The organism is Streptomyces sp. NPDC050703 (assembly GCF_040654435.1).
In the GTDB taxonomy this organism is placed as follows: domain Bacteria; phylum Actinomycetota; class Actinomycetes; order Streptomycetales; family Streptomycetaceae; genus Streptomyces.
The window spans coordinates 65,490-89,514 of sequence record NZ_JBFAHX010000003.1; the positions used below are offsets into that span (position 1 = coordinate 65,490).

General features: G+C 70.1%; 25 protein-coding genes and 3 pseudogenes. 16 read left to right on the top strand and 12 right to left on the bottom strand.

Annotated features, from left to right (window positions below; translation table 11 throughout):
• Window positions 1-64 precede the first annotated feature (64 nt).
• Window positions 65-1,018 carry an NAD(P)-binding domain-containing protein gene (locus AB0I16_RS03465; protein ID WP_363247637.1) on the bottom strand — a complete coding sequence of 318 codons (954 nt, stop codon included), beginning with the start codon at window positions 1,016-1,018 and terminating at the stop codon, window positions 65-67.
• A 111-nt stretch (window positions 1,019-1,129) separates the two neighbouring features.
• Between AB0I16_RS03465 and AB0I16_RS03470 the strand changes: the two genes are divergently transcribed.
• Window positions 1,130-2,170: a helix-turn-helix domain-containing protein gene (locus AB0I16_RS03470; RefSeq protein ID WP_363247638.1), complete on the top strand. Its 1,041-nt coding sequence runs from the start codon at window positions 1,130-1,132 to the stop codon at window positions 2,168-2,170.
• On the opposite strand, the gene AB0I16_RS03475 is transcribed toward AB0I16_RS03470, so the two are convergent.
• Complete coding sequence (locus AB0I16_RS03475; RefSeq protein WP_363247639.1) at window positions 2,086-2,760, bottom strand: peroxiredoxin-like family protein; 675 nt, start codon at window positions 2,758-2,760, stop codon at window positions 2,086-2,088. The two genes, AB0I16_RS03470 and AB0I16_RS03475, sit on opposite strands and share 85 nt — an antisense overlap.
• A 163-nt stretch (window positions 2,761-2,923) precedes the next feature.
• Between AB0I16_RS03475 and AB0I16_RS03480 the strand changes: the two genes are divergently transcribed.
• The 4 genes from AB0I16_RS03480 to AB0I16_RS03495 all read left to right on the top strand — a co-directional run bounded on the left by AB0I16_RS03480 (window position 2,924) and on the right by AB0I16_RS03495 (window position 5,320).
• Window positions 2,924-3,568 carry a TetR/AcrR family transcriptional regulator gene (locus AB0I16_RS03480; RefSeq protein WP_363247640.1) on the top strand — a complete coding sequence of 215 codons (645 nt, stop codon included), beginning with the start codon at window positions 2,924-2,926 and terminating at the stop codon, window positions 3,566-3,568.
• 58 nt (window positions 3,569-3,626) lie between these two features.
• On the top strand, window positions 3,627-4,142 hold the full coding sequence (locus tag AB0I16_RS03485; protein ID WP_363247641.1) for a helix-turn-helix transcriptional regulator: 516 nt from the start codon (window positions 3,627-3,629) through the stop codon (window positions 4,140-4,142).
• A 53-nt stretch (window positions 4,143-4,195) separates the two neighbouring features.
• Entirely contained in the window at window positions 4,196-4,861 is a 666-nt protein-coding gene (locus AB0I16_RS03490) for a hypothetical protein (protein ID WP_363247642.1), read from the top strand.
• Window positions 4,862-4,987: 126 nt separating this feature from the next.
• Window positions 4,988-5,320, top strand: a complete 333-nt coding sequence (locus tag AB0I16_RS03495; protein WP_363247643.1) for a DUF2516 family protein — start codon at window positions 4,988-4,990, stop codon at window positions 5,318-5,320.
• A 13-nt stretch (window positions 5,321-5,333) separates the two neighbouring features.
• Here AB0I16_RS03495 and AB0I16_RS03500 read toward each other — a convergent pair whose 3' ends face one another.
• The 3 genes from AB0I16_RS03500 to AB0I16_RS03510 all read right to left on the bottom strand — a co-directional run bounded on the left by AB0I16_RS03500 (window position 5,334) and on the right by AB0I16_RS03510 (window position 9,067).
• Window positions 5,334-6,707 (bottom strand): SpoIIE family protein phosphatase, encoded by a 1,374-nt coding sequence (locus tag AB0I16_RS03500; RefSeq protein WP_363247644.1) that lies wholly within the window; start codon window positions 6,705-6,707, stop codon window positions 5,334-5,336.
• Between the two features lie 249 nt (window positions 6,708-6,956).
• Window positions 6,957-8,054, bottom strand: a complete 1,098-nt coding sequence (locus AB0I16_RS03505) for an NlpC/P60 family protein (RefSeq protein WP_363247645.1) — start codon at window positions 8,052-8,054, stop codon at window positions 6,957-6,959.
• Between the two features lie 215 nt (window positions 8,055-8,269).
• Window positions 8,270-9,067 carry a class I SAM-dependent methyltransferase gene (locus AB0I16_RS03510; RefSeq protein WP_363247646.1) on the bottom strand — a complete coding sequence of 266 codons (798 nt, stop codon included), beginning with the start codon at window positions 9,065-9,067 and terminating at the stop codon, window positions 8,270-8,272.
• Between the two features lie 156 nt (window positions 9,068-9,223).
• Between AB0I16_RS03510 and mshA the strand changes: the two genes are divergently transcribed.
• Both mshA and AB0I16_RS03520 read left to right on the top strand, forming a co-directional pair.
• Complete coding sequence (gene mshA / locus AB0I16_RS03515) at window positions 9,224-10,570, top strand: D-inositol-3-phosphate glycosyltransferase (protein WP_363247647.1); 1,347 nt, start codon at window positions 9,224-9,226, stop codon at window positions 10,568-10,570.
• Window positions 10,563-11,105 carry a YbjN domain-containing protein gene (locus AB0I16_RS03520; protein WP_363247648.1) on the top strand — a complete coding sequence of 181 codons (543 nt, stop codon included), beginning with the start codon at window positions 10,563-10,565 and terminating at the stop codon, window positions 11,103-11,105. The genes mshA and AB0I16_RS03520 overlap by 8 nt, the downstream gene beginning before the upstream one ends.
• A gap of 99 nt (window positions 11,106-11,204) precedes the next feature.
• Here AB0I16_RS03520 and AB0I16_RS03525 read toward each other — a convergent pair whose 3' ends face one another.
• Complete coding sequence (locus AB0I16_RS03525; protein WP_363247649.1) at window positions 11,205-12,578, bottom strand: MFS transporter; 1,374 nt, start codon at window positions 12,576-12,578, stop codon at window positions 11,205-11,207.
• A 170-nt stretch (window positions 12,579-12,748) separates the two neighbouring features.
• On the opposite strand from AB0I16_RS03525, the gene AB0I16_RS03530 reads away from it, so the two are divergent.
• Complete coding sequence (locus AB0I16_RS03530) at window positions 12,749-13,510, top strand: phosphoglyceromutase (RefSeq protein WP_363247650.1); 762 nt, start codon at window positions 12,749-12,751, stop codon at window positions 13,508-13,510.
• A gap of 80 nt (window positions 13,511-13,590) precedes the next feature.
• Here AB0I16_RS03530 and AB0I16_RS03535 read toward each other — a convergent pair whose 3' ends face one another.
• Together AB0I16_RS03535 and AB0I16_RS03540 are read right to left on the bottom strand one after the other, a co-directional pair.
• On the bottom strand, window positions 13,591-13,770 hold the full coding sequence (locus AB0I16_RS03535) for a hypothetical protein (protein WP_363247651.1): 180 nt from the start codon (window positions 13,768-13,770) through the stop codon (window positions 13,591-13,593).
• A gap of 438 nt (window positions 13,771-14,208) precedes the next feature.
• A pseudogene (locus AB0I16_RS03540) lies at window positions 14,209-14,565 on the bottom strand (tyrosine-type recombinase/integrase); the annotation flags it as partial.
• Between AB0I16_RS03540 and AB0I16_RS03545 the strand changes: the two are divergent.
• From AB0I16_RS03545 to AB0I16_RS03555, 3 genes and pseudogenes are all read left to right on the top strand, one after another.
• Window positions 14,515-14,952, top strand: coding sequence for an ATP-binding protein (locus tag AB0I16_RS03545; protein ID WP_363247652.1), 438 nt, complete (start codon window positions 14,515-14,517; stop codon window positions 14,950-14,952). The pseudogene AB0I16_RS03540 and the gene AB0I16_RS03545 sit on opposite strands and share 51 nt — an antisense overlap.
• Window positions 14,943-15,331, top strand: a pseudogene (locus tag AB0I16_RS03550) (hypothetical protein). The gene AB0I16_RS03545 and the pseudogene AB0I16_RS03550 overlap by 10 nt, the downstream one beginning before the upstream one ends.
• A gap of 320 nt (window positions 15,332-15,651) precedes the next feature.
• Window positions 15,652-16,968, top strand: a complete 1,317-nt coding sequence (locus AB0I16_RS03555; protein WP_363247653.1) for a hypothetical protein — start codon at window positions 15,652-15,654, stop codon at window positions 16,966-16,968.
• An 864-nt stretch (window positions 16,969-17,832) separates the two neighbouring features.
• Here AB0I16_RS03555 and AB0I16_RS03560 read toward each other — a convergent pair.
• Together AB0I16_RS03560 and AB0I16_RS03565 are read right to left on the bottom strand one after the other, a co-directional pair.
• Window positions 17,833-18,270 carry an ATP-binding protein gene (locus AB0I16_RS03560; RefSeq protein WP_363247654.1) on the bottom strand — a complete coding sequence of 146 codons (438 nt, stop codon included), beginning with the start codon at window positions 18,268-18,270 and terminating at the stop codon, window positions 17,833-17,835.
• Between the two features lie 153 nt (window positions 18,271-18,423).
• Complete coding sequence (locus AB0I16_RS03565) at window positions 18,424-19,164, bottom strand: GntR family transcriptional regulator (RefSeq protein WP_363247655.1); 741 nt, start codon at window positions 19,162-19,164, stop codon at window positions 18,424-18,426.
• An 81-nt stretch (window positions 19,165-19,245) separates the two neighbouring features.
• Between AB0I16_RS03565 and AB0I16_RS03570 the strand changes: the two genes are divergently transcribed.
• The 4 genes and pseudogenes from AB0I16_RS03570 to AB0I16_RS03585 all read left to right on the top strand — a co-directional run bounded on the left by AB0I16_RS03570 (window position 19,246) and on the right by AB0I16_RS03585 (window position 22,259).
• The gene (locus AB0I16_RS03570) at window positions 19,246-20,340 is read left to right on the top strand and encodes a DUF1152 domain-containing protein (protein ID WP_363247656.1); all 1,095 of its coding nucleotides are present in this window, start codon (window positions 19,246-19,248) and stop codon (window positions 20,338-20,340) included.
• A gap of 112 nt (window positions 20,341-20,452) precedes the next feature.
• Window positions 20,453-21,211 carry a GntR family transcriptional regulator gene (locus AB0I16_RS03575; RefSeq protein ID WP_363247657.1) on the top strand — a complete coding sequence of 253 codons (759 nt, stop codon included), beginning with the start codon at window positions 20,453-20,455 and terminating at the stop codon, window positions 21,209-21,211.
• Window positions 21,212-21,349: 138 nt separating this feature from the next.
• Window positions 21,350-21,552, top strand: a pseudogene (locus AB0I16_RS03580) (hypothetical protein).
• Window positions 21,553-21,770: 218 nt separating this feature from the next.
• Window positions 21,771-22,259 carry a hypothetical protein gene (locus AB0I16_RS03585; RefSeq protein ID WP_363247658.1) on the top strand — a complete coding sequence of 163 codons (489 nt, stop codon included), beginning with the start codon at window positions 21,771-21,773 and terminating at the stop codon, window positions 22,257-22,259.
• A gap of 29 nt (window positions 22,260-22,288) precedes the next feature.
• Here the strand turns inward: AB0I16_RS03585 and AB0I16_RS03590 are convergent, their stop codons facing one another.
• Window positions 22,289-22,504, bottom strand: a complete 216-nt coding sequence (locus AB0I16_RS03590; protein WP_363247659.1) for a hypothetical protein — start codon at window positions 22,502-22,504, stop codon at window positions 22,289-22,291.
• A gap of 403 nt (window positions 22,505-22,907) precedes the next feature.
• On the opposite strand from AB0I16_RS03590, the gene AB0I16_RS03595 reads away from it, so the two are divergent.
• Window positions 22,908-23,066 (top strand): hypothetical protein, encoded by a 159-nt coding sequence (locus AB0I16_RS03595; RefSeq protein WP_363247660.1) that lies wholly within the window; start codon window positions 22,908-22,910, stop codon window positions 23,064-23,066.
• A gap of 229 nt (window positions 23,067-23,295) precedes the next feature.
• On the opposite strand, the gene phoU is transcribed toward AB0I16_RS03595, so the two are convergent.
• The gene (phoU, locus tag AB0I16_RS03600) at window positions 23,296-23,976 is read right to left on the bottom strand and encodes a phosphate signaling complex protein PhoU (RefSeq protein WP_363247661.1); all 681 of its coding nucleotides are present in this window, start codon (window positions 23,974-23,976) and stop codon (window positions 23,296-23,298) included.
• Between the last annotated feature and the right edge of the window lie 49 nt (window positions 23,977-24,025).

Sequence of the window (24,025 nt, forward strand, 5' to 3'; positions counted from 1 at the left end):
ACAGTCCCCGTCCATCCTGGCCGTTTCCGCCCCGGACCGGGGCGGAATCCCCCGATCCGGCGGCCTACCCGGCAGGCGTCCCGCGCAGTACCTCGATCACCCCGGCGAAACTGCTGGACCCGTGCCCCGCGGCGGCGGCGCGCCGCATCGTCGACCTGATCAGCTCCGGCAGGGCGTTGTCCACGCCGCGCGCCTCGGCGGCGTGGACGAGGTGGCCGATCGCCGCGATCTGCACGTCGACGGTCGCGTCGTCCCCCGGGTAGTGCCCGGCGTCCACCTGCGGCGCGTACGTCGTGAGGAACAGGGAGACGGCGCCGTTCAGCCAGCGCAGCGCGACCCGGGTGAAGTCCGTGGCGGACGTCCCGTCGGCGGTCGCCAGGGCGGTGCCGTGCAGCCAGCCGGTGAACGTCGCCCACATCAGGCCGAGCAGGGCGGAGTCGTAGAGCGAGGCGAGGCCGGGCGCCGGCCCCAGGTGGATCGGGTCGCCGAGGGCCGCGAGGACCGGGCGGTGGGCCGTGAAGACGTCCTCGGAGCCGCTGTAGAGGAACATCATCTCGGGGTTCCCGACGCCCGGCGGGGTCGTCATGATGCCGCCGTCGAGGTATCCGGCGCCGTGCGCGTCCGCCCAGGCCGCCATCGCCTCGGCCTGCTCGGGCGCGCCGGACGTGAGGTTGACCAGGGCCTTGCCGGTGAGCGCGCCCGCTTCGGCGAGCGGGTCGAGGACGGTGTGCAGGGCGTCGTAGTCCAGGACGCAGGCGAGGACGAGCCCGCTCGCGGCGACCGCGTCGGCCGGGGTCGCCGCCACGTGCGCGCCCCGGTCGGCCAGCGGCTTCGCCTTCTCCGGTGAGCGGTTCCAGACGGTGACGGCGTGCCCGCGGTCGAGCAGGGCCGAGGCGAGGGCGGAACCCATGAGGCCGAGGCCGATGACGGTGACGGGGGTGCGGGCGGGGGTGGCCGCGGTGGCCGCGGGGCTGTTGCTGTCGGCGTTCACGGGACGGCTGTTGCTGTCGGCGTTCATGGGAGACACGCTCGCAGTGCGTGGCGGCACCGGACAGTGACAGTGGTGACGGTGCTCACCAAATTCCTGCCACCGGGGCGACGGGCGCCCGCGGCCTCGTACGCTCGCGGCATGAGCGCTGGTTCCGTGGCGGTGGTGGTGGCCGACGAGATCGGGTTCCCGTCCTGGGACCTGTACGAACTGAGCATCCCGATCACGGTGTTCGGCAAGCCGCAGCCCGACCTCTGCGACTCCTGGTACGACCTGCGGCTCTGCTCGACGCGTCGCCCCGACCCGCGGACCGCCGACTTCGGCCTCGCCCTGCACACCCCGTACGGCCTCGAAGGGCTCGCCGGCGCCGACACCGTCGTCGTGGCCTCGGTGCCGGACGCCTGCGTCGAGGACGGGGCGCCGCTGCCGGCCGGACTGGCCGACGCCCTGCGCGCGGCCCACGCGCGGGGCGCCCGCATGGTCTCCCTGTGCACCGGCGCCTTCGCCCTCGCCGAAGCGGGCCTCCTCGACGGCCGCAGGGCCACCGCGCACTGGATGCACACCGCCCAACTGGCGGCCCGCTACCCGGAGGTGGAGGTCGACGACTCCGTCCTGTACGTGGACGAGGGCTCCGTCCTGACCAGCGCGGGCATGACGGCGGGCCTCGACCTCTGCCTGCACCTGGTCCGCCGTGACCTCGGCGCGCACGTGGCCAACCAGCTGGCGCGGCGCATGGTGGTCCCCGCCCACCGCACGGGCGGCCAGGCCCAGTTCATCGACCTGGCGGTGCCCGAGACGGACGACGCGGGGCTCGGTCCCGTACTGGAGTGGGCCCGCGCGCGCCTGGACCGCCCGCTGACGGTCGACGACCTGGCGCGCAGGGCGGCGATGAGCCCGCGCACCTTCTACCGCAGGCTCCAGGCGGCCACGGGCACCACCCCGTTGCAGTGGCTGCTCAACCAGCGTGTGGCCCGCGCCCAGAGCCTCCTGGAGTCGACGGACCTGTCGGTCGAGAAGGTGGGGGAGCTGAGCGGCCTCGGTACCGCGAACAACCTCCGCCACCACTTCCTCAAGCAGGTCGGGGTGGCGCCGGGCGATTACCGGCGGTCGTTCTTCGGCTCCGGCCCCGCGAGGGAGTCGAGCGCGGCCAGGATGTCGGAGGGCTCGGCCCGTACGGAGTAGTCGGCGTCGACGAACGCCCAGCGGATGACGCCCGCGCGGTCGATGACGTAGGTGGCGGGCAGCGGCAGGGTGCGGGCGTGGCCGGCGTTGACGCGGTGCAGGTCGAAGCCGAGGCGGTCGTACAGGGCGCCGAGTTCGTCGGAGAGGTCGAAGGCGATCCCGTACTGCTTCGCGACGTCGGAGCCGAGGTCGCTGAGGACGTCGAAGCCGAGCCGCTCCTTCTCGGTGAGGGAGAGGCTCTCGTCGGGGATCTGCGGGGAGACGGCCACGAGGCGGGCGCCGCGGGCGGTGACGGCGTCGTGGTGCTGCTGGAGCGCGCGCAGGGCGAGGTTGCAGTAGGGGCACCAGGCGCCGCGGTAGAAGGTCAGGACGACGGGGCCTTCGGCCAGGAGCGCGTCGAGGGACACCTCGTCGCCGGTGGCCGAGGGAAGGGTGAAGCGGGGCGCCAAAGCGCCGGTGGTGAGGGCGTTCTCGGCGATGCGGGTGGCGAGCAGTTCGGCGGCGCCGCGGTCCATGACCTCCAGGACGTCGGCGGGCAGCTTGCGGTGGCCGTTCTCGTACAGGTCTCGGAGTTCGTCCCTGAGGGTCATGGCGGTGGGCCTTCCGTGTATGGGCGCCGCGTCGGCAGGGGCGCGCACCGGGTGCACGCCGAACTTGGAACGCCCGTTTCAGGATTTCCAGCATGGTGAGGTGCCACGGGGCCGTCAAGGGGTATCTTGAAATCAACGTTCCAAGATTGCGGGAGCCCAACTCATGCCCGACATCAAGCACTTCGACCCGGACGAGGCGCTGGACCGCGTCGTCCGGCTCTTCTGGGAGCACGGCGCCGCCACGACCTCCATCCAGGCCGTGGCGACGGCGACGGGCCTCAACCGCTCAAGCCTGTACGCCACGTTCGGGGGCAAGCGGGAGCTGTACCTCGCCGCCCTGCGCCGCTATCTGCGCGACCACTCCCACCGGGCGTTCGCCTTCGTGGCCGAGGACGGCCGGGGGCTCCCGGCGATCCGCGCGTTCTTCGCGGGCCTCATCGACCTGCGCTGCACGGGCCCGTACGCGGGCTGGGGCTGCATGGCCGTCAACGCCCACGCGGGCGGCGAACGCGACGACCCCGAGGTGCGGGCCCTGCTCGACGACCACCACGAGCGGCTGCGGGGAGCGATGCGGACGGCACTGGCGGCGGCACGCGCGAAGGGGGACCTGACCCCGGGAACGGACGTCGACGCCACCGCCGAGATCCTCGCGCTCCTGGCGTACGGGGTGAACCTGCGGTCGCGGGCGGGGGCGGACGCGGAGGGGCTGCGGGGGGTGGTGGAGGTGGCGTTGGGGGCGCTGGGGGCTTCGGGCCGTGCGGGCGCGCCGGGGGTCGACGCCGACACCGATGCCGGGGGCGTGGTGTAGCGCACTTTTGCAAGCGGGTGCTTGCAAGAGTTAGCAAGGGTGGTGCACCATCGGAGGCATGGCATCACTCAACGTCGGCAATCTCGGCGAGTACCTGCGCGAGCAGCGGCGCACCGCGCAGCTGTCGTTGCGTCAGCTCGCCGACGCCGCCGGGGTGTCCAATCCGTATCTGAGCCAGATCGAGCGCGGCCTCCGCAAGCCGAGCGCGGAGGTGCTGCAGCAGGTCGCCAAGGCCCTGCGGATCTCCGCCGAGACGCTGTACGTGCGGGCGGGAATCCTCGACGAGAAGGAGCGGGACGAACTGGAGACGCGCGCCGTCATCCTCGCCGACCCCTCCATCAACGAGCGCCAGAAGCAGGTGCTGCTGCAGATCTACGAGTCGTTCCGCAAGGAGAACGGCTTCGAGACGACCGCGTACACGGGCACGGACACGGACACCTACACCTACACCGGTGCGGATGCGGACGCGGACGCGGATGTGCGCGCCGACGCGGACGCGGACCCCGAGACCGTCGAAGGCGCCCGTACGGCCGACGGCAGTGCTGCCCGACCGAAGCAGAAACCCACAGGCTGAGGCGAGCCGAACCAGGCTGGACCAGCTGACGCGAATCCGGGAGGACCATCGTCATGGCCATCACCGATGACCTGCGCAAGACCCTCACCACGACCACCCCCGCCTACTTCGTCGCCGGGTCCGCGGACCTCGCCCTCCAGCAGGCGAAGAAGGTGCCCGCCATCGTCGAGCAGCTCATCGCCGAGGCGCCGTCCCGCTTCGAGGCGGTCCGCAACGCCGACACCAAGGCCGTGCAGGACAAGGCCGCCGCGCGCGCCAAGGAGGCGCAGGAGACCATCCAGGCCAAGGTCACCGAGGTGCTCGGCAGCATCGACACCGACCTGAAGAAGCTCGGCGAGACCGCGCAGGACCTCGCGCTGCGCGGTGTCGGCGTGGCCGCGGAGTTCGCTGTCAGGGCGCGCGAGAAGTACGACGAGGTCGCCGAGCACGGCGAGCAGGCCGTGAAGACCTGGCGCGGCGAGGCGGCCGAGGAGATCCTCGACCTGGCCGAGACGGTCGAGCCCGACCCCGCGCCGGCGTCCGCGGCCACGGGGGCGAAGCCCGCCACCGGGCGCAAGAGCACGGTCCCCGCGCCGGCGAAGAAGCCCGCCGCGAGGAAGAGCACCGCAGCCAAGTCCACCGCCGCCAAGCCCGCGGCCACCAAGGCGACGGCCGCCAAGGCGACTGCCGGGACCGCCGACGAGACGGCCGGCGAGAAGAGCACCCCGGCCGCCGAGTAGCGGGAGCGGGGAGCGGGAAACGGGCGGTGGGGCCGGGCACTCGTGGAGTGCCCGGCCCGTTGACCGGGTAGCGGGTACCGTGGCCGCGTAATCGATGCGCCGAGACTGGTGGTGGACGTTGTGCTGATGCAGGGGTTCGCGAACTTCATGTGGCTGCTTTCGCTGGCCCTGATCGTGTTCAGCGGATTCGCGCTCCTCGACGCCGCGGTCCGGCGCGAGGACGCCTATCGGGCCGCCGACAAGAAGACCAAGCCCTTCTGGCTGATCATCCTCGGGCTCGCCTTCGTGGTGAACCTGATCTTCAACATCCTGTCGTTCCTGCCCATCATCGGCCTGATCGCCACGATCGTGTACATGGTCGACGTGCGGCCCGCGCTCCGGCAGATCACCGGCGGTGGCGGCCGGCGCGGCGGCTCCAGCAGCGACGGTCCGTACGGCCCGTACAACGGCGGCCGCTGAGTCCCCGCCGCGGTCAGTGGCCGTGCCCGCCGGTCGCCCGGTCGAGGAGCAGTACGGCGACGTCGTCCGTCAGGTCGCCGCCGTTGAGGTCACGCACCTCGTTCACGGCGGCCTCCAGGAGCGCGTCGCCGCGCAGCCCGGCGGTGATCTGACGGCGGACCAGCTCCACCATGCCGTCCTGGCCGAGGCGCTGGTTGCCCTGGCCGATGCGGCCCTCTATCAGCCCGTCCGTGTAGAGCATCAGGCTCCACTTCCCGCCCAGCTCCACCTGCCGGCGCGGCCAGCGGGCACGCGGCAGGAGACCGAGGGCGGGGCCCCCGTCCTCGTACGGAAGGAGTTCGGCGAGGCGGCCGTCGCGGGCGATCAGCGGCGCCGGGTGTCCGGCGAGGCAGAGTCCGGCGCGGCGGCCGTCGGGGGCGATGTCGACGGTGCAGAGCGTCGCGAAGATCTCGTCGTCGGCGCGCTCGTGTTCGAGGACCTTCTGCAGCGTGGACAGCAGCTCGTCGCCGCAGAGCCCGGCGAAGGTCAGGGCGCGCCAGGCGATCCGCAGCTCCACGCCGAGCGCGGCCTCGTCGGGGCCGTGGCCGCAGACGTCACCGATCATCACGTGCACCGAGCCGTCGGGGGTGCGCACGGTGTCGTAGAAGTCGCCGCCGAGCAGCGCGCGGGAGCGGCCGGGGCGGTAGTGGGCGGCGAAGCGCAGCGGTGACCCGTCGAGGAGGGGGGTCGGCAGGAGGCCCCGCTCCAGGCGGGCGTTCTCCTGGGCGCGCAGCCTGGACTCGGTCAGCTGGCGCTGGGCGGCGTCCGCGCGCTTGCGCTCCACCGCGTAGCGGACGGTGCGGCTGAGGAGCCGGCCGTCCAGTTCGTCGCGGAAGAGGTAGTCCTGGGCGCCGACCCGTACGGCCTCGGCGCCGCGCTCGGCGTCGCCGTCAGCGGTGAGGGCGAGGACGGCGTGCCGGGGCGCGAGGCGCAGCACGTGCTTGAGCGCGACGAGCTCGTCGTCGTCCGCCTCGGATTCACCGGAGCCGCCGGAGCCGTTCGGGCCGCCGGAGCCGCCGGAGCCGTTCGGCGCGGGCAGGGCGAGGTCGAGCAGGATGCAGTGCACGTCGTCGGTGAGCAGCCGCTCGGCCTCGGTGAGGTTGCGGGCGGTGCGTACGCGGATCGGGTTGCCCGCCGAGTCGAGGAGCGCGGGCACGCTCAGGGAGCCCCCGGGGTCGTCCTCGATCACCAGCAGGGTGAGCGGGGAGCCGTTGGGGCCGCCGCTGGTCTGACCGGCCGAGCCGGACGGGTGCGAGGCGGGCGCCCCGGCGTCCTGGTGGGGTGCCGCGTGCGCCTGACCGCCTTCCGCGGCCGGGATCGCTCTCTGCCGCGGTATGGGTACGGGCATCGCTTGGTTTCCTTCCCTCCCCCCGAGGGCGTGGTGCGACGCAGGTCGACGCAGCACCGACGACGGACCATAGCGGTAGCCGGGCCCCGATTGGAATGGCGCGGGGCAGTCGGCCACCGTCATATGCCGCATCCCGGAACGCACTTGGGCACGGCGAGGTCCCGGTCCAATGACGAACATCACGCCCCGGAGGCCGAGCGGCGGCCCGGACCGTGCACTGGGTCACACGCCGCGCCGTGCGGCGTCCGGCTACTTGTCGGGCCGGACCACGCCCAGGATGCGCATGGAGCCCGCCCCGGCGGTCGTGACGTCGCGGCCCGGCCGCGGGGCGTGCACGATCGTGCCGTCGCCCACGTACAGCCCGACGTGGCTGGCGTCCGCGTGGTAGATGATCAGGTCACCGGGGCGCATGTTCTCGATGCCGACGCGCGGCAGCCGCTTCCACTGCTCCTGCGAGGTCCGCGGAATGCCCTCCCCGGCCGCCGCCCACGCCTTCGACGTGAGCCCGGAGCAGTCGTACGAACCCGGGCCCTCGGCGCCCCACACATACGGCTTGCCGATCTGGGCCGTGGCGAACTCGATGGCCTTCTTGCCCTGCGGGGTCGCCTTGGCGCCGATGTCCTTCAGGACGCCCGAGTCCACCCACGCCGTCTGCTTCCTGCGGGCCGCCGCCTCCTCCAGCTTGCGCAGCCGCTCCCGCTCCTTCTTCTCCAGCCGCGATTCGAGCTTCTCCGCGTCCGCGATCTTCTTCTTGATCTTCCTCTTCGACGCGGCCTTCGCCTTGCGGTTGGCTTCCAGCTTCTTCCAGCGGGCCGTGGCGTCCTCGGCGTAGATCCGCAGGTCCTCCTGCGTCCGGGACAGCTCGGTCAGCATGTTCTTGGCGGCCTTGTGGCCCTGCCGCACGCGTCCGGCGCCGTCGAGGAACTCGCCGGGGTCGTCGCTCAGCATCAGCTGGGCCTCGTCCGGCATGCCACCGCCGCGGTACTGCGAGCGGGCCGCGGCGCCGGCGCGCGCCTTGAGCTTCTTCAGCTTCGCCCGGCCGTCGGCGATGTCCTTGGACAGCTTCACGATCTGCTCGGACTGCTTGTCGGCCTTCTCCTCGGCCGCGTTGTACGCGTCCGTCGCCGCGCCCGCCTCGTGATAGAGCTTCTCGATCTCCTTGCGGACCTGTTCGAGGGACTCGTCCGACCGGGGCGTCGGAGCGGTCGGTCTCGTCGGAGCCTTCGATCCGGCCGGGGACGAAGGGCTCGCGTGTGCCGCGCCCGGTGAGGTCACCACCACAGCCGCCGCGCAGATCAGCGCCACGGTCGCCGCCGCCGAGCATCGCTTGCCGGTCACGCCCTGCACCCCCAAAAACCTGATTTACCGTCAGTAACTTGCGGTCGCTTCCGGGATGGTGCCATGTCGGCGCCCTTTGCGACAGAGTGCTACGGCAACTCTGATCTCCCCACCCGCCCCATGTGACGAACGGCACGCCGAGTTCGTTCCCCGCAGGTCACGGCGTCGGCCCGGTGCCGGTTCGGTGTGGGCCCGGCGCCGGGTCGATGTCGGCTCGGGCGGATTCACCCGGTCAGCGGTGCCAGCGCCTCCCACCGCACCGTCAGCTCCCCCTGCCGCCACCGCGAGGGCCCGTCGATGACCGGCCAGTCGCTGCGGAGGTCGCGTGCCGCCCTGATCCAGCGCTGCCGCGCGCCGTAGGAGGCGTACGGGGCCGCCGCCGCCCAGGCCCGGTCGAAGTCCCGCAGGAACGCGTGGACCGGCTCGCCCGGCACGTTCCGGTGGATCAGCGCCTTCGGCAGCCGCTCGGCGAGATCGGAGGGGCGCTCCAGCGAGCCGAGCCGGGCCGCGAAGGTCACCGAACGCGGCCCCTCGGGGCCGAGCGCCACCCAGACGTGCCGCCGCCCGATCTCGTCGCAGGTGCCCTCGACCAGCAGCCCCCCGGGCGCCAGGCGCGCGCGGAGCCGCTCCCAGACGGCGGCGACCTGGTCCTCGTCGTACTGGCGCAGGACGTTCGCGGCCCGGATCAGGACGGGGCTGCCCGGCAGGGGCACCTCGAAGCCGCCGTGGCGGAACGCGAGGCCCTCCCGCTCGTACGGCTTCGCGGCCGCGACCCGGGCGGGGTCGATCTCGACGCCGACGACACGCGCGCGTGGAGCGGCGGTGCGCAGCCGCAGGAGCAGTTCGACGGCCGTCCAGGGGGCGGCGCCGTAGCCGAGGTCCACGGCCACGGGGTCGGGGGAGCGACGCAGCGCGGCGCCGTGCGTGGCGGCGATCCAGCGGTCCATGCGGCGCAGACGGTTGGGGTTCGTGGTCCCGCGCGTCACCGTTCCCACGGGGCGGGAAGGGGTACGCGGGGCCATGGGGAAAGGGTATGCGGGAGGGGCGGCCGGGATGACCGGGTAACGCTTTGGCAAAAAGGCCCCGGGAGGAAATGGAGCAGAAACCTCCGGTGTTCTCCCTCTGGAGGTACGTACGACCTCCCCGTCGTCATGCCCGTACGCAAGGAGGACCGCCACGTGAGCCAATACGTGTCCAGGCTCGGGCGTCGCTCCCCATCGGCCCCCTCACGGCTCCGCATGCCAGGCACTCCGCGGCGGCCCCGGCGCGTGGCCGTGCTGAGCGTGCACACCTCGCCCCTGCACCAGCCCGGCACGGGCGACGCGGGCGGCATGAACGTCTACATCGTCGAGCTGGCCAGACGCCTCGCGGCGATCAACATCGAGGTGGAAATCTTCACCCGAGCGACCACCGGCGCGCTCCCGCCCACCGTCGAACTCGCGCCCGGGGTCCTGGTCAGACACGTCGACGCGGGCCCCTACGAGGGCCTCGCCAAGGAGGAGCTGCCGGCCCAGCTCTGCGCCTTCACCCACGGCGTCATGCAGGCCTGGGCGGGCCACCGGCCCGGCTACTACGACCTCGTCCACTCCCACTACTGGCTCTCCGGCCACGTCGGCTGGCTCGCCGCCGAACGCTGGGGCGTGCCCCTGGTGCACGCCATGCACACCATGGCCAAGGTCAAGAACGCCGCGCTCGCCGAGGGCGACACCCCCGAGCCCGCGGCCCGCGTCATAGGCGAGACGCAGATCGTGCGCGCCGCCGACCGGCTCATCGCCAACACCTCCGAAGAGGCCGGCGAACTCGTCCACCACTACGACGCGGACCCCGGCAAGGTCGCCGTCGTCCACCCCGGCGTCAACCTCGACCGCTTCCGCCCCGCCGACGGCCGCGCCGCCGCCCGGCACCGGCTCAACCTGCCGCAGAACGCGCTCGTCCCGCTCTTCGCGGGCCGCATCCAGCCGCTGAAGGCCCCCGACGTGCTGCTGCGCGCGGTCGCCGTCCTCCTGGACGAGCGGCCCGCCCTGCGCTCCAACATCGTCGTGCCCATCGTCGGCGGGCCGAGCGGCAGCGGCCTCGCCAAGCCGGAGGGCCTGCAGAAGCTGGCCGCGAGGCTGGGCATCGCCGACGTGGTCCGCTTCCAGCCGCCGGTGGGCCAGGACCAGCTCGCGGACTGGTTCCGGGCGGCGTCGGTCCTCGTGATGCCGTCCTACAGCGAGTCCTTCGGCCTCGTCGCCATAGAGGCGCAGGCGGCGGGCACGCCGGTCCTCGCGGCCGCCGTGGGCGGCCTCCCGGTGGCCGTGCGGGACGGCGTGACGGGCTTCCTGGTGCCCGGCCACGAACCCGCCCGCTACGCGCGCGTGCTCCGCGATTTCGCCGACCAGCCGCACCTCGCCGACCACATGGGCGAGGCCGCGGCCCGCCACGCGCAGTCCTTCGGCTGGGACACGGCGGCGTCCGTCACCGCGGACGTCTACACCGCGGCCATGCATGACTTCCGCCGTCACGTACGCTCGCACCATGGCTGAGCGGACGGGTGTTTCGGCGGGCGGAAACGGTTCCGCGGGCGCGGGTCGCGCCGCCGCGGGTGAGGTCGTCGAGCGGACGCTCGACGAGGCGGGGCTGGAGTGGGAGAGCCCCGAACCCGGCTCCTACGTAGTGAAGCTTCCGGGCACCAGGAAGCTCTCGACCACCTTGTCGATGATCGTCGGCAACCACTCGCTCTCCCTGAACGCCTTCGTCATCCGCCATCCGGACGAGAACCACGAGGCGGTGCACCGCTGGCTCCTTGAGCGCAACCTGCGCCTGTACGGCGTGAGTTACGCGATCGACTCCCTCGGCGACATCTACCTGGCCGGCAAGCTCCCGCTGGCGGCGGTCACCCCGGAGGAACTGGACCGGCTCCTCGGCTCGGTGCTCTCCGCCGCGGACGACTCCTTCAACACGCTCCTCGAACTCGGTTTCGCCTCGGCGATCCGCAAGGAGTACGAGTGGCGGGTCTCGCGCGGTGAGTCCACGCGAAACCTGGACGCGTTCGCGCATCTGACCCGCCGGGAGGGTTGAGGCGGGGCCCCGCCGGGGCGGGGCGGCGCTCTTGCGTCTCTCGGGTGCGGCTTGCCGCTTGCCGCTCGCCGTCTGTCGCTTGCCGCTGGGCCCTGCGGGTCAGTGCGTGGCGGGGGCTTCGGTGGGAGCAGTGGGGCCGGTGGCTGCGGTGGGCCCGGTGGGATCGATGGGACCGGCGGATTCGATGGGACCGACGGGACCGGTGGGACCAACGGCTTCGACAGGATCTGTGGGACCAATGGGACCAGCGGCGGCTTCGGTGAGCGGCGTCTCCTCGGGAAGCTTCCGCATCAGCCACCAGTAGCCGAGCGCGGCCCCGGTGCCGAGCACCGCGCACGTCCCCCACAGCCACTCCGCCCCGAACCGGTCGATCATGAAGCCGGACATCAGCGGGGCGACGAGCGCGGCCACGGACCACGACGTCGTGTACATGCCCTGGTAGCGCCCGCGCCCGTGGACCGGGGAGAGCCGCACGACCAGGCTCGTCTGCGTCGGGGCGTTGACGATCTCGGCGAGCGTCCACACGCACACCGTCAGCGCGAAGACGCCGAGGGAGCCCGCGAAGGCGGTGAGCCCGAAGCCGTATCCCGCGACCACCGACGAGATCACCAGCAGCCGCCGCGGGTCCCGGTGCTCGATGAAACGGGTGACGGGGATCTGCAGGACGACGATCAGCACGCCGTTCACGGCGATGGCGAGCCCGTAGTCGGCGGGCGTGAACCCGGCCTCGCCCATGGCGACCGGCAGCCCCAGGGACCCCTGCTGGAAGATGAGGGCCACGAGGAACGACAGGCCCACGACTCCCATGAACCGCCCGTCCCGCAGCACGGTCCCGAGCCCGACCTCCGGCTCGGCGGCCTTCTCCAGCGCGGTGCGCACGGGCCGCGACTCCGGCAGCTTGATGAAGACGAGGATCGCGCACGCCATCGTCATGGCGGCCTCGATGAGGAACCCGGCCCGGTAGCTGTACGCGGCGATGAAGCCGGCGCCGGCGGAGGAGATGGCGAAGCCGAGGTTGATGGCCCAGTAGTTGAGCGAGAACGCCCGCACCCGGTCCTCGGGCCGCACGATGTCCGCCATCATCGCCTGAACGGCGGGCCGCGAGGCGTTGCTTGCCATGCCCACGAGGAAGGCGACCCCGGCGATGGCCACCGGATGCTCGACGAACGCGAGCACGGCCACGGTCACGGCCGTGGAGGCCTGCGCGACCAGCAGCGTGGGCCGCCGCCCGAGCCGGTCGGTCATCACCCCGGCGCCCAGGGAGGAGACGACCCCGCCGAGCCCGTGCAGTGCGGCGACGAGCCCCGCGTACGAGGCCGAGTACCCGCGTTCCAGCGTCAGGTACAGCGCCATGAACGTGGCGACGAACGCCCCGAGCCGGTTGACCAGCGTGCTCGTCCACAGCCACCAGAAGGCGCGGGGCAGCCCCGACACGCTCTCCGTGACGGCACGTCTCATGGCGGTGACAGGCATGGTGGTCCCCCGGGGTGGCGCGGATTTCTCACACATGTAAGTGGCTCTGGCGGCGTCGACATATTACGAGCCGTCGCTTCCGCCTCGCCAATCAATTGACGGAACCAGTCAACCGGTACGCCCGCGCCCGCGCGCGCGAGGCCCACGGGGGTTCGATTACGCTCAGGGGCATGGCCGACGCACCGTACAAGCTGATCCTCCTCCGCCACGGCGAGAGCGAATGGAACGCGAAGAACCTGTTCACCGGCTGGGTGGACGTCAACCTCAACGAGAAGGGCGAGAAGGAGGCGGTCCGCGGCGGTGAGCTGCTCAAGGACGCCGGCCTGCTCCCCGACGTGGTCCACACGTCGCTCCAGAAGCGCGCGATCCGCACGGCGCAGCTCGCGCTTGAGGCGGCCGACCGCCACTGGATTCCCGTACACCGCTCGTGGCGCCTGAACGAGCGCCACTACGGCGCCCTCCAGGGCAAGGACAAGGCCCAGACGCTCGCCGAGTTCGGCGAGGAGCAGTTCATGCTGTGGCGCCGCTCGTACGACACCCCGCCGCCGGCACTGGACCGCGACGCGGAGTACTCCCAGTTCTCCGACCCGCGCTACGCCACGCTCCCCCCGGAGCTGCGCCCGCGCACGGAGTGCCTGAAGGACGTCGTCGTCCGCATGCTCCCGTACTGGTTCGACGGCATCGTCCCCGACCTCCTCACGGGCCGGACGGTCCTGGTCGCCGCCCACGGCAACAGCCTCCGCGCCCTGGTCAAGCACCTGGACGGCATCTCCGACGCCGACATCGCGGGCCTGAACATCCCCACCGGCATCCCGCTCTCCTACGAACTGGACGCCGAGTTCAAGCCCCTCAACCCGGGCGGCACCTACCTCGACCCGGAGGCCGCGAAGGCGGCGATCGAGGCGGTCAAGAACCAGGGCAAGAAGAAGTAAGCCCGCCGGAAGAAGCCCCCTACCTGCGGTTTGGCCGCTGGTAGGGGGCTTCTTGTTGCCCTTGGGCCGTCTATGGGCCGTCAGGTGTGACGGCACCAGCGGCGGATGCGGACGTCGAAGATGATCAGGAGCGCGACAGGGGCGGTCGCTTCGGGCGGTGCGTCAGCCCAGAGCGCGAGCGCGCCGCCAGCCAGGCCGATGAGCGCGATCGGTAAGTCGCGTGGACAGATGTCGACGGTGACACCTCTGCGTGGGAGCATGCGGACTCCATGTGTGGTCGGTTCCTGGCAAGGGATTCCGAGCGTGGAGATGGAACGAATGCCGCCCCTAGCCCGGGCGGCATTCGCGCGTGGTGAGACTTTTGCATAGCTCAGCTTCGTAGACAAACGTGCAGCTGGAAGGCCTCTAGCTTCGACTTCTACAGTAGAAATGTGTAGCCAGATCAGCCCGGTCGCAGCCGGGGCATTCAGCGAGATGAATGATTCGTTGCGCGGCCTGAACAGAGAAGATCCCTCCCTAGGGAGGGATCTTCGCCCAGCTCAGGGAGAGGCGTTCGCCTTGGAGGTGGACACGGAGGGCAAGGAATTGTGGCTCCGATCTGTGCTAAGAGCTCAATTGGAATGAGCCCCTTGCTTTCTTTCTCGGATGAAAGCTTGCTTTCTAGGCAGAAAGCAAGCATCCACCCTCAGGTCTGAGGCTTAGGTTTCCGATCTAAGAGATTCGTATGCGTGCTCGACTGCCCTCCGCGTCCGTTCTTTGCTAGAGGGCATCAGATGGGCATACACACGGAGCGTGAGCCCTGGGTCCGAGTGGCCGAGGTACTCGGCGACGGCCTTGATGCTCTCCCCGGCGTCCAGGAGTGCCGAGGCGTAAAAGTGCCTCAGGGCGTGCATGCCGTTCTCGCGTGACTCCGCGTAGGACTCACCTCGCTTGGGCCTCGGGCTCACATCGGCAGCGGCCAGAGCGCGTCTCCACGCCTCCTCGTTGAGCGAGGTACACCAGACATGCCCGCCACGAGGCCCGGTGAGAATGAGTCGCTTGGTCACGGGAGGCCCGCCGACGACCCCGAAGAGGTCAGCCGAGCCCGCCGCTGGACACGGGACATCGTGCGCGGCTCGCCGCTGGCGGACGACGCCGAACTGATTGTGAGCGAACTGAGCGCGAACGCGATCCTGCACACGGCCAGCGGACAGAAGTCCGGCAGCTTCCACCTGCTGATCGAGGTCTCACCGGAAGTGGTCGCCCTGTCAGTCACAGACGGCGGAGCGACGGGCACAGCCCCCAAGGTGGAGCACCAGGACGAGGAAGCGGAACACGGCCGGGGCCTGGACATGGTCAGCGCGATCGCCCACCGAGTCCTCGTCCACGACAGCGACCACGGCCTCACGGTCACCGCGGCCCTCTACACCCAGGCCGGCCAGGGAACCCCACTATGCCAATGAGTAGGCGCCGACGCGGCTACTGGTGCGAGTGCTGGACGGGACCCACTCCGACGGACGGCCAGTCCGAACCACAACTACGAGCATCCTTCGACGCCTACTCGGCACCCCAGGCCGACCGATGGGTAGCGGTCGCGCTCCGCACAATCCCCCCTGCACTGGACGCCAACGCATCAGACGAAGCCTGGCAGTGGCTGTACGAGGACCGCATCCACACCCGCAGAGCACTCCTCCGGAAGCAGCCTGCACGGTCTCAGTAACCCACGCGGACACACGCATCACCTGGACGATCCGCCCAGTCCTCTTCCTGCCCCTCGCACACCGCCAGGCAACAGAACTTCCAGCCTGCACAGACGACTTCAAGCCCCGCCAGACCGACTGAGTTACAACTTTCTCTACTGGTGCAAGGCCCGCGCACGGCGCGGGCGCGCGCCGCCTCTGCGGCGCGGCCTGCCTCCTGTCTGCGCCCCGGCTGGCCGCGCCCGGCGGCGCGCTGCGTGCATGCGGGCAAGGGCGGGACGTTATCCGCGGGCACAAGATGATGCCTCCGGCGGGGGATCGGCCGGCACCGGGGTGGAGGGGGGCGATGGCCTGAGGTAGCCGCGCTCAAGACGAAGCTCAAACTGTCCTCAAATTCATGTAGTTGCCCACACCGCTCCTTGATAATTACGCTCCCAACCATGGAGCTCCCGGGGAGGGCCAATGGAATTGCTGTATAAATGCTTTGCATCCATTGAGACCGGTGTGACGCAACCTTGGTTTGCCATTCCTCTGAAGATCGCTGCCGCTGCCGTCATGCTGCTCGGCGCGCTCTCAGCCGCCCGGTTTCTGGCCATCAAATTCTGGGTGGACGTAAGCATGCTCGTGGAGCGGCGCATTTGGTACTCAAGTGTCCTGGAACATGCCAGTAAGTTCGGCGTTCACGTAGAGGATGCTCGATGGCGAAGTAATCTGCCGCGCTCATGGGCGAATCTGGAGCGAAAGAGCCCAATGTGGCTCCTCCGCTATTCGGTGGCGCGCCGCCTTGTCAGGCAACTATCCGTGAGGAAGCTCGAAAGGATGACGAAGAGGAGGAACACTGTAGAGCAGTTGTCGCGAATACCGAAGAGAGTCGTCAAGTTTGCCTCTCGGCGATCCTTGGTGCTGCTCGCGTCGAGCACAGTGGTGTACCAGTATGAGCGCCCAGGGAGCACGAGGGGGGATCTTCAGATGATTGCGGATGGAATCCCCAAAATCGCAGAGCAGAGGACATGGGTGCCGATCCTGGTTCTAACTGTCGGAGTCATCGCATTCACCCGAAGCGGTAATTTGATCGACAGGATCAGGGCGAGGGACGAGGCAGCAAAGGACGTGAACCGCATGCTTGCCGAACTCCTTGCCAAGCTCTCCAAATTAGACTTTGCACTGCAGGAGGTACACGAGAACATCAATTCATATCGTTCCGCGTACCTTGACGTCGCATCCGGAGCGGCGGAGTCGGGGCGCACATGGTCCCCAGGGTTCGGGTTCGAAAGAGATCGCTACGGGCTCAGGGTAAGCATCTACGGCAGAAAATCGTTGGAAATTCTCCTTGAGGAGCCGGAATTCCAGAGACTGCAGTGCACCCTAGGTGCAGTGGCTGACCATTTGGAGGACATACGTGACAAGGGGATATCTTCGGTAGCTCTCAGAATCCTTTCTCCCGTCTGGGAGGAGCTTTACGACTGCAGGCTCCAGTCGCACCTTTATCACTCCACCAGTCACCACACCGTAGGAATCGAGAATTCGATGCTCGGATTGGGGTGGTTGAAGGGACGTTGCGAAACTAAGGAACGCCACTTCGGCCAACTCGCGAAGGGAGATGAGCGCGATGACGGTAAGCTTGACTCGATGCTCGTCGAGGAGTCGTACCGTCTGGATGAGCTGATCCTGCAAAGCAGGTTGGCGCACTGTCAGTTGCAGAAGATCGAAAGATTCCTGCTCAAGCGTCTACACGGCACATCGCTAACGAAACTGGTCAGCGCTGTGGGGCATAAGTAGCTCGAAGGCTCGGCGCTCATTCGTCGGTCTGGCGGTCGGTGAGCTCATCCGCGACGTCGACCTGGCGCGCGGAGTCTGCCGACGAAGGTAAAGGCCGCGCCCTGGGGCGCGACAAGGGTTGGCTGCCTCAGCACTCAGAGCCGTGCCAGGTTGGGCGGGGAGCCACAGGGAACGGCGGGAAACATGATGCCGAAATCGAGGGCCGGCAGGTTACTCCCCCACAGGTCAGGCACCCAACTCCCCTTGATCACCCGAGCTTCCCAAGCTGATTGCTCCGCGTGTGAGACTCCGTAGCTCCCGCAAGCTGTTGCCCCACCGTCGCCCCCTGCCCGCGCAGGCTCTGCCAGAATCGCTTCATGGGGCGGCGTTGCGCCGGGGTGACACGGCAGGGACGAGCGTGCGGAAACCCGGCCGGATGGAACGGCTACTGTCATCTGCACGGTGGGGGAGGCCGACGAAACCAAAGCCCACGTGTCTCTGCTCCTCCCCGACTTCCGCGCATGCCGGCGCGTCCGGAATCACGGCCGCAATGCAGGCGCAGAGGTTGGTTCTGGTGGCTGGGGTGGCTCTTCATGAGTTAGGTTCGAGGCGCTGCGTAACGCGGCAAGCCGACGCTCATGACGGTGCTGGCTGGGCCGTCCGAGGCCGCTCGACAGTGGCCAATGACGACCAACGACGACCGCCAGGGGCGCGAACCCACCGCCCCTGACCAGCAAAAAACCAGCTCACCAAGATCCCCGGCAACACCCAGGACAAGAAGAAGTAGCCCTGCCTAGGCTGCACCCCCTGCCTGCGGCTCTCCGTGGGCAGGGGGTTCTTGTCGTCGCCCACGGGCCGTCTCTACCGGGCCGTCAGGCGTATTTCTCAGGCAGGCCACGCATCGGCCACCAAGAAGGCGACCACCGTCCCGCCGAACCGGCTGGGCCCCGCGTGCCAGGACTCGGCGATGGAGTCGACCAGGAACAGCCCGCGTCCATGGGTGTCGTCGACGTCCGGCCGGCGAAGACGCACGTCCGCGGGTAGGCCGGGGTTGTGAACCTCCACGCGCAGCGAGCTTCCTTCCCGGAACCACTCCACGCGTACGCGCCACTCCTCATCGGCCCGACCGTACGTGACGGCGTTCGTCACCAGCTCGGAAATCATCAGCACACAGTCGTCGACCGAGCAGGCCGGTTCATACGGGGCGATGAACTTCCGGAACCAACGCCGGGCCCGGGGGACGGACTCCGGATTCGGGTGCAGGGTCATCGCCCCGAGCCACGGTGATTCCTCGCTGGGAAAGCGGTTGAACCAGTAGGTCATCCGCACTCACTCCTTGCCGCTGCGGTCGGAGTCGAGGCGGCGTCGCTTCGGTGCGACGTGCCTCCTCCAGTAAGTGGACTTAGCCACTTGCTGGATGGTGGCATTGTCCACTTGTCCGGCGCAAGCGGTCCGTGAAACTGTCCGCCCGTCGGGTCACGTCAGCGGGTACCCCTGTTCGAACGCCCAACGGTGCGGTGGATACGTGGCCTCGGCGAACTCCAACGGCCGGTCCTGCATGTCGTAGACGACGTGGTGAACGACCAGCACGGCGGAGCCCGGGTCGAGGTTCAGGGCGGCGGCCTCTTCGTCGGTGGCGCCCCGAGCGCACATCCGGTCTTCGGCGTGACTCCCCTGCCGGCCCGTCATGTTCTCGACGTAGGCCAGGGTTCCCTCTTGAATCCGCTCGGGCTCCGTGAGCTTGGAGGCGCGCTGGCCGACATCCGGAGCGAACCAGGAGGTGGATGACGTGAGGGGTCCGTCCTGATTGTTGGTCACGCGCCGGCGACGCACCGCCCGACGATCCTTCACCAGGCCGAGAGCCTCGGCGACGTGATCCGGAGCGTCTGTCCAGCCCGCCGAGGTGATCACCGCGTACTCACCGGGCGTGTAGATCTTCCCCGTCTGACGAGCTCTGCCGTACAACTCCCGCGCCCGCCGGTTGACTTCCAGGCTCCGCACGTACGTCCCCGAGCCCTGCCGCTTCTCGACGAGTCCCTGATGGCTCAGCGCCTCCAAGGCGCGGGCCGTGGTCGGGCGGGACACCTTCCAGTCGGCTGCCAACTGCCGTTCCGACGGCACCTCGTCCCCCGCTCGTAGATCGCCCCGAAGGATCTGATCGCGGATGTGGTGAGCGATCTGGAGATACTTCGGCTGCGCCTCCTCGATCTGCGGCACGTCTCCTCCTCGTCCAAGTGGCTTTGGCCTCTGGCCACTATAGGGTGAATGGCCAGTGCCGGAACCCGTACCGTTGAGCACATGACGCGGTTGATCGTCGCGGCGGGAGGAGGGGGCGACGTAGTCGCCGCCGCGATGCTTCACGCCGCTCGGTACGGCGACGAGGACCAGGCGGTGATCCTCACGTATGCCTGGGACCGCCTGCTGATCGATCCGGTACCGGGCCCGCGCAGCGCGCACGACTTCATCGGCCTGGGCACCGTTACTCCGTCCGTCCGGTCGGTACCGACGACTGCCCGCCCGGTCGCTCCGGCGGGGTCGACGCTCCCCCGTCTCGCTTCCGGACTTCCACAGACGCTCGCTCTGCTGGACCCCTCACGCGGGGCCGAGGGCGTGACGGCCCAGCTGGAAGAGCTGGTGGCCCACCTGACGCCGGAGTCGGTCGACCTTCTGGACGTCGGCGGAGACATCCTCGCCCGCGGCGACGAACCGACCCTCAAGAGCCCGCTCGCCGACGCTTTGACCCTTGCGGCTTGCTGTCGGGTGGAGGTGCCTGTCCGGCTCCTGGTCGCCGGCCCCGGCCTGGACGGCGAACTGCCGGCGGACAGCCTTCGTCCGCTGTTGGGCCCTGTCGTCCACACCTTCACGGCGGAGGACGTGGTACCGGTCAGCAGCATCCTGGAGTGGCACCCGTCCGAAGCCACGGGCATGCTCGCGGCGACGGCCCGTGGAGTCCGCGGTACGTGCGAGATCCGTGACGCCGGCCTGCCTGTGCCGCTCACGCACGCCAGCCCCCGGCTCCACGAGGTCGACCCGCATGAGGCTCTGAGCCGCAACGCTCTGGCCCGAGCCCTCATGGCGACGACGACCATGGGCGAGGCCGAGGCCCGCAGCCGCGAGGTCTGCGGCTTCTCGGAGATCGACTACGAGCGCGACAAGGCCACGCGGACGCAGGAGCAGCCGCCGGTGGCTCTCGACGCGGAAGCGGTGCTGCGCCGACTCGATCAGTTCGAGTCGGGTGCCCGCGCCCGCGGAATCACCCACACGACGTTCCGCCACCTCACCGAGGTCCTGAACCTCAACGGCACCCAGCGCGGCGCGCTGCGCCAACTCCTGCTGTCGCGCCGCCCGGAGCAGTACGCGGCACCACTCTGGCGCATCCCGGACGCGGCCTGAGTCCCATCACGAGGCCGAGTGGGTCATGTGGCCGTAAGCAGCACGGCTGCAGAGACAGGGGAAACGCGCGAGCCGTGGCCTGACGTCCTGGAGATGAGGGGAGACTCGGGGTATGGCCAACACCGACAATGACCGTCGGCCCAAGTACCGGCGGATCGCGGACGCTTTGCGCGAGGCCGTCCAGTCGGGCGAGTACGGTCCCGGTGATCGGCTTCCGGGGGAGAACGACCTCATGGCCGCGTACGGCGTGGCCCGTATGACGGCCCGGCATGCCCTGAGCGTCCTCCGGGACGAAGGTGTCGTCGAGGCCCGCAAGGGCGCCGGGGTGTTCGTCCGGGCGTACCGCCCGCTCCGGCGCCGGGGCATCCAGCGACTGGCCCGGCAGCAGTGGGGTGGCGGCCGTTCCATCTGGTCGGCGGACATCGAGAACCGCGACCTGGAGGTGGACCAGGTCAGCGTCTCGGAGGAGGCCGCGCCCGACCGGGTCGGCGCGGTACTGGACCTGGCCGCCGAGGAGACCGTCTGCGTACGGCGTCGGCGTTTCGTGCTGGACGCAAAGCCTGTCCTGCTCGCGACGAGCTACCTCCCCATGCCTCTGGTGGCCGGCACCGCGATCACCAGGCAGGACACCGGGCAGGGCGGGACATACGCGAGGCTGGCCGACCTCGGCTTCGAGCCGGTGCGCTTCCGTGAGGAGATCCGCTCACGGATGCCTTCGCAGGAGGAGGCGACGCGGTTGGGCATGGCCACGGGGACCCCGGTCATCCTCATCTGCCGCACGGCGTACGCGGAAGGAGGCCGCCCCGTCGAGATCAACGAGATGACGCTGGACGCCGCCTCCTACATCCTGGAGTACGACTTCGAGGCGTGAGCCCGGGCGGTCCCGGTCGGTGCGGTGCGGTGCGGTGCGGCAAGGCCGGGGAGTGAGCTTCGGCTCGCGGCGGTCGGCGGAGGAGCGCGCGGTGCCGACCGTCGAGGCCGTGGACGGTGGATCGGGGACGACAGGCGCATACCTCAGTGTTTTGAGCTCACGGACGATGTCTCCGGCTATGTGGCGGAAGCCGTGGCCCGCCAGATCCGGCACCAGCTCCTGGGCGACGACCTCCGCCGTCACGAGGAAGAGCACGGAACCTTCAGCGACGAGGAACTCGCCGAAGCCGCGCGAGGATCTCCGGCGGCACCGGTTCCGGCAAGGGCGCGGGCGAGGCGTGAGCGAGCGCTTTGAGACCGTCGTCCTGGACTCGGAAGGGCTGTCCGCCTGGAGCACGCACGCAGGACCGCAAGCTCCTCGCCCTGCTGCGGGCGTTCCACGGCATGGGAGCCGGCCTCGCCCCTGCGGCACCGTGAGGGAACCGACCGGCACGGCATGACGTCTGGCACAGGACGGCGAGGCCGTCGACGGCAGCGGGAAGCACCCGGAAGGCAGCGGCATGTTCGTCCTGTTGATGTACGGCGCCCTGTGTGCCGTGCCGTTGTGGGCCATCGCGGTCGTGCTGAAGCTGATATCGGTCGCCGCCCCGGGGCGTCGGCCGGACTGGGCCCGTGACCTGCTGCGGTGGAGCGCGGGCGCGGCGGCTGCCGCGGCCGTCATCGTGTACGTGATCGGGCTCGGCTTGGTCCAATGGGACGCGAGCGAGGCCGAGTCCGGCGCCGGGTCCTCGCCCGCGGTTCCCTGCCGCTCCCTCCCGCCCGGCACGCTCGACGGCATCGCCGGGCACGAACCGTCGTACTTCCCCCTGGGCTTCGACTGCCTGCTGGACAGCGGCCGTACCGTGGCGGGGAGCGGCCCCTACGACACGCTGAACGCCCTGACCGCCGCCTTCGGCCTGGCAGCGGTGCTGTCGCTGATCGCCGTGGGGGTCCTGGACGAGTACCGGGCGCGGGCGGAGAAGAGGCCGGGGCCCGCCGCCGCGCGCTGAGGTCCGGGCGGTCCCACCGCGGCCGGGTCTCACGGCGTTCCCGACCGCGTGATCCCCTCCGCCAGGCCGCGCACGATGTCCACGATCCACTGGCCGAAGGCCGTCGGGGCGATGAGGACGCCGAAGACCAGGACGATCACCACCGTCAGCTGTTCGTCGCTCCGTTTGCGGGCCTCGGTGCGTCTGCGCAGGCGCAGGATGATGATGATCGCCAGCAGGACCGCCACGTTGATCGTCAGAACCATCGGTCGGGCCCCCTTCGGACGACGGCGTCCCGGGCTTCCTGTCTAGCTCGAACGAACGTCCGTGACGGCTCAGCCACGCATGGTTGGCAACAAAGCGTCCAACAGCGACCGGAACGGCACGTGCGGGGTGGGTATGACAGAACCACCGGGCGACGTCGCTGTCCACTGAGCCACGTGGCAGTCCCGGGATGACGCGGCAGACCGTGACAGGTGGGGTGGGTGTTCCCCCTGGGCCGCGGGACCGGTGGGGCGCGGGCGCGGCCCGGGTGCGCGGCGCGTGCCGCCCCGGTGCGCGGGGGCCGGACCACGCGCGTGTGCGCCGTTGATGCGCCCGCCCCGCCGGGCATGCAATGGGAGTAGTACGCGCTTGCCGTACGTCCCCTGCCTGCGAGGAGGACCCCCCATGGCCGAGTCCCTCAAGAACCGAGCAGCCCCCGAGCCGTCGGCCGACACCCCGGGCCTGCCGAGGCTCGTGCTGCTCGGCGCCTGCGGCTGCGGCCCGGGCTGCAGCTGCGGCTGCCAGTCCGGCGGCAGCTGCCAGTGCGGCGGCAGCTGCGGCTGACCGCACAGGCGTGCCCCGCACGGACCTGACCCCGTGCGGGGCACCGCTGTGCCGCCGGCCTGTCACGAGGACCGCCGAGCAGCGGCCCGCCGAGCGGAGATCCGCCGAGCGGAGATCCGCCGATCCGCCGAGCCGAGAACCGACGAACCCGCCGAGCCGCCAAGCGGAAAGCCGACGAACCGCCGAGCCGAGAGCCGCCGAGCCGAGAGCCGCCGAGCCGCCGCTAGGGCTACGCCCCCTCCACCGGCGTCCCCGCGGGCTGGATCTCGTCCGCGTGCTCGCCCGTGACCAGGTACACGACCCGCTTCGCCACCGACACCGCGTGGTCGGCGAACCGCTCGTAGTAGCGGCCCAGGAGGGTCACGTCGACGGCCGTCTCGATGCCGTGCTTCCAGCGGTCGTCCATCAGGTGCTGGAAGAGCGTCCGGTGGAGCTGGTCCATCTCGTCGTCGTCCTGCTCCAGCTGGAGCGCCAGGTCGACGTCCTTGGTGATGATGACCTCCGCAGCCTTCGCCATCAGGCGCTGCGCGAGCTGGCCCATCTCCAGGATCGTGGCGTGCAGGTCGTGCGGCACCGCCGAATCGGGGAAGCGCAGCCGGGCGAGCTTCGCCACGTGCTGGGCCAGGTCGCCCGAGCGCTCCAGGTCGGCGCTCATCCGCAGCGACGTCACGACGATGCGCAGATCGGTGGCGACCGGCTGCTGCCGCGCCAGCAGGGCTATCGCACGCGCCTCCAGGTCGTGCTGGAGATCGTCGACCTTCTGGTCGGCCGCGATGACGCTCTCGGCCATCTTCAGGTCGGCGTCGAGCATGGCCGTCGTGGCGCGCCCGATCGCGGATCCGACCAGGCGGGCCATCTCCACCAGGCCTTCGCCGATCGAGTCAAGTTCCTCGTGGTACGCGTCCCGCATGTGACAGTCCCTCTCTAGTACGTCTCAGGGGTTCCAGTACGACCCAGGG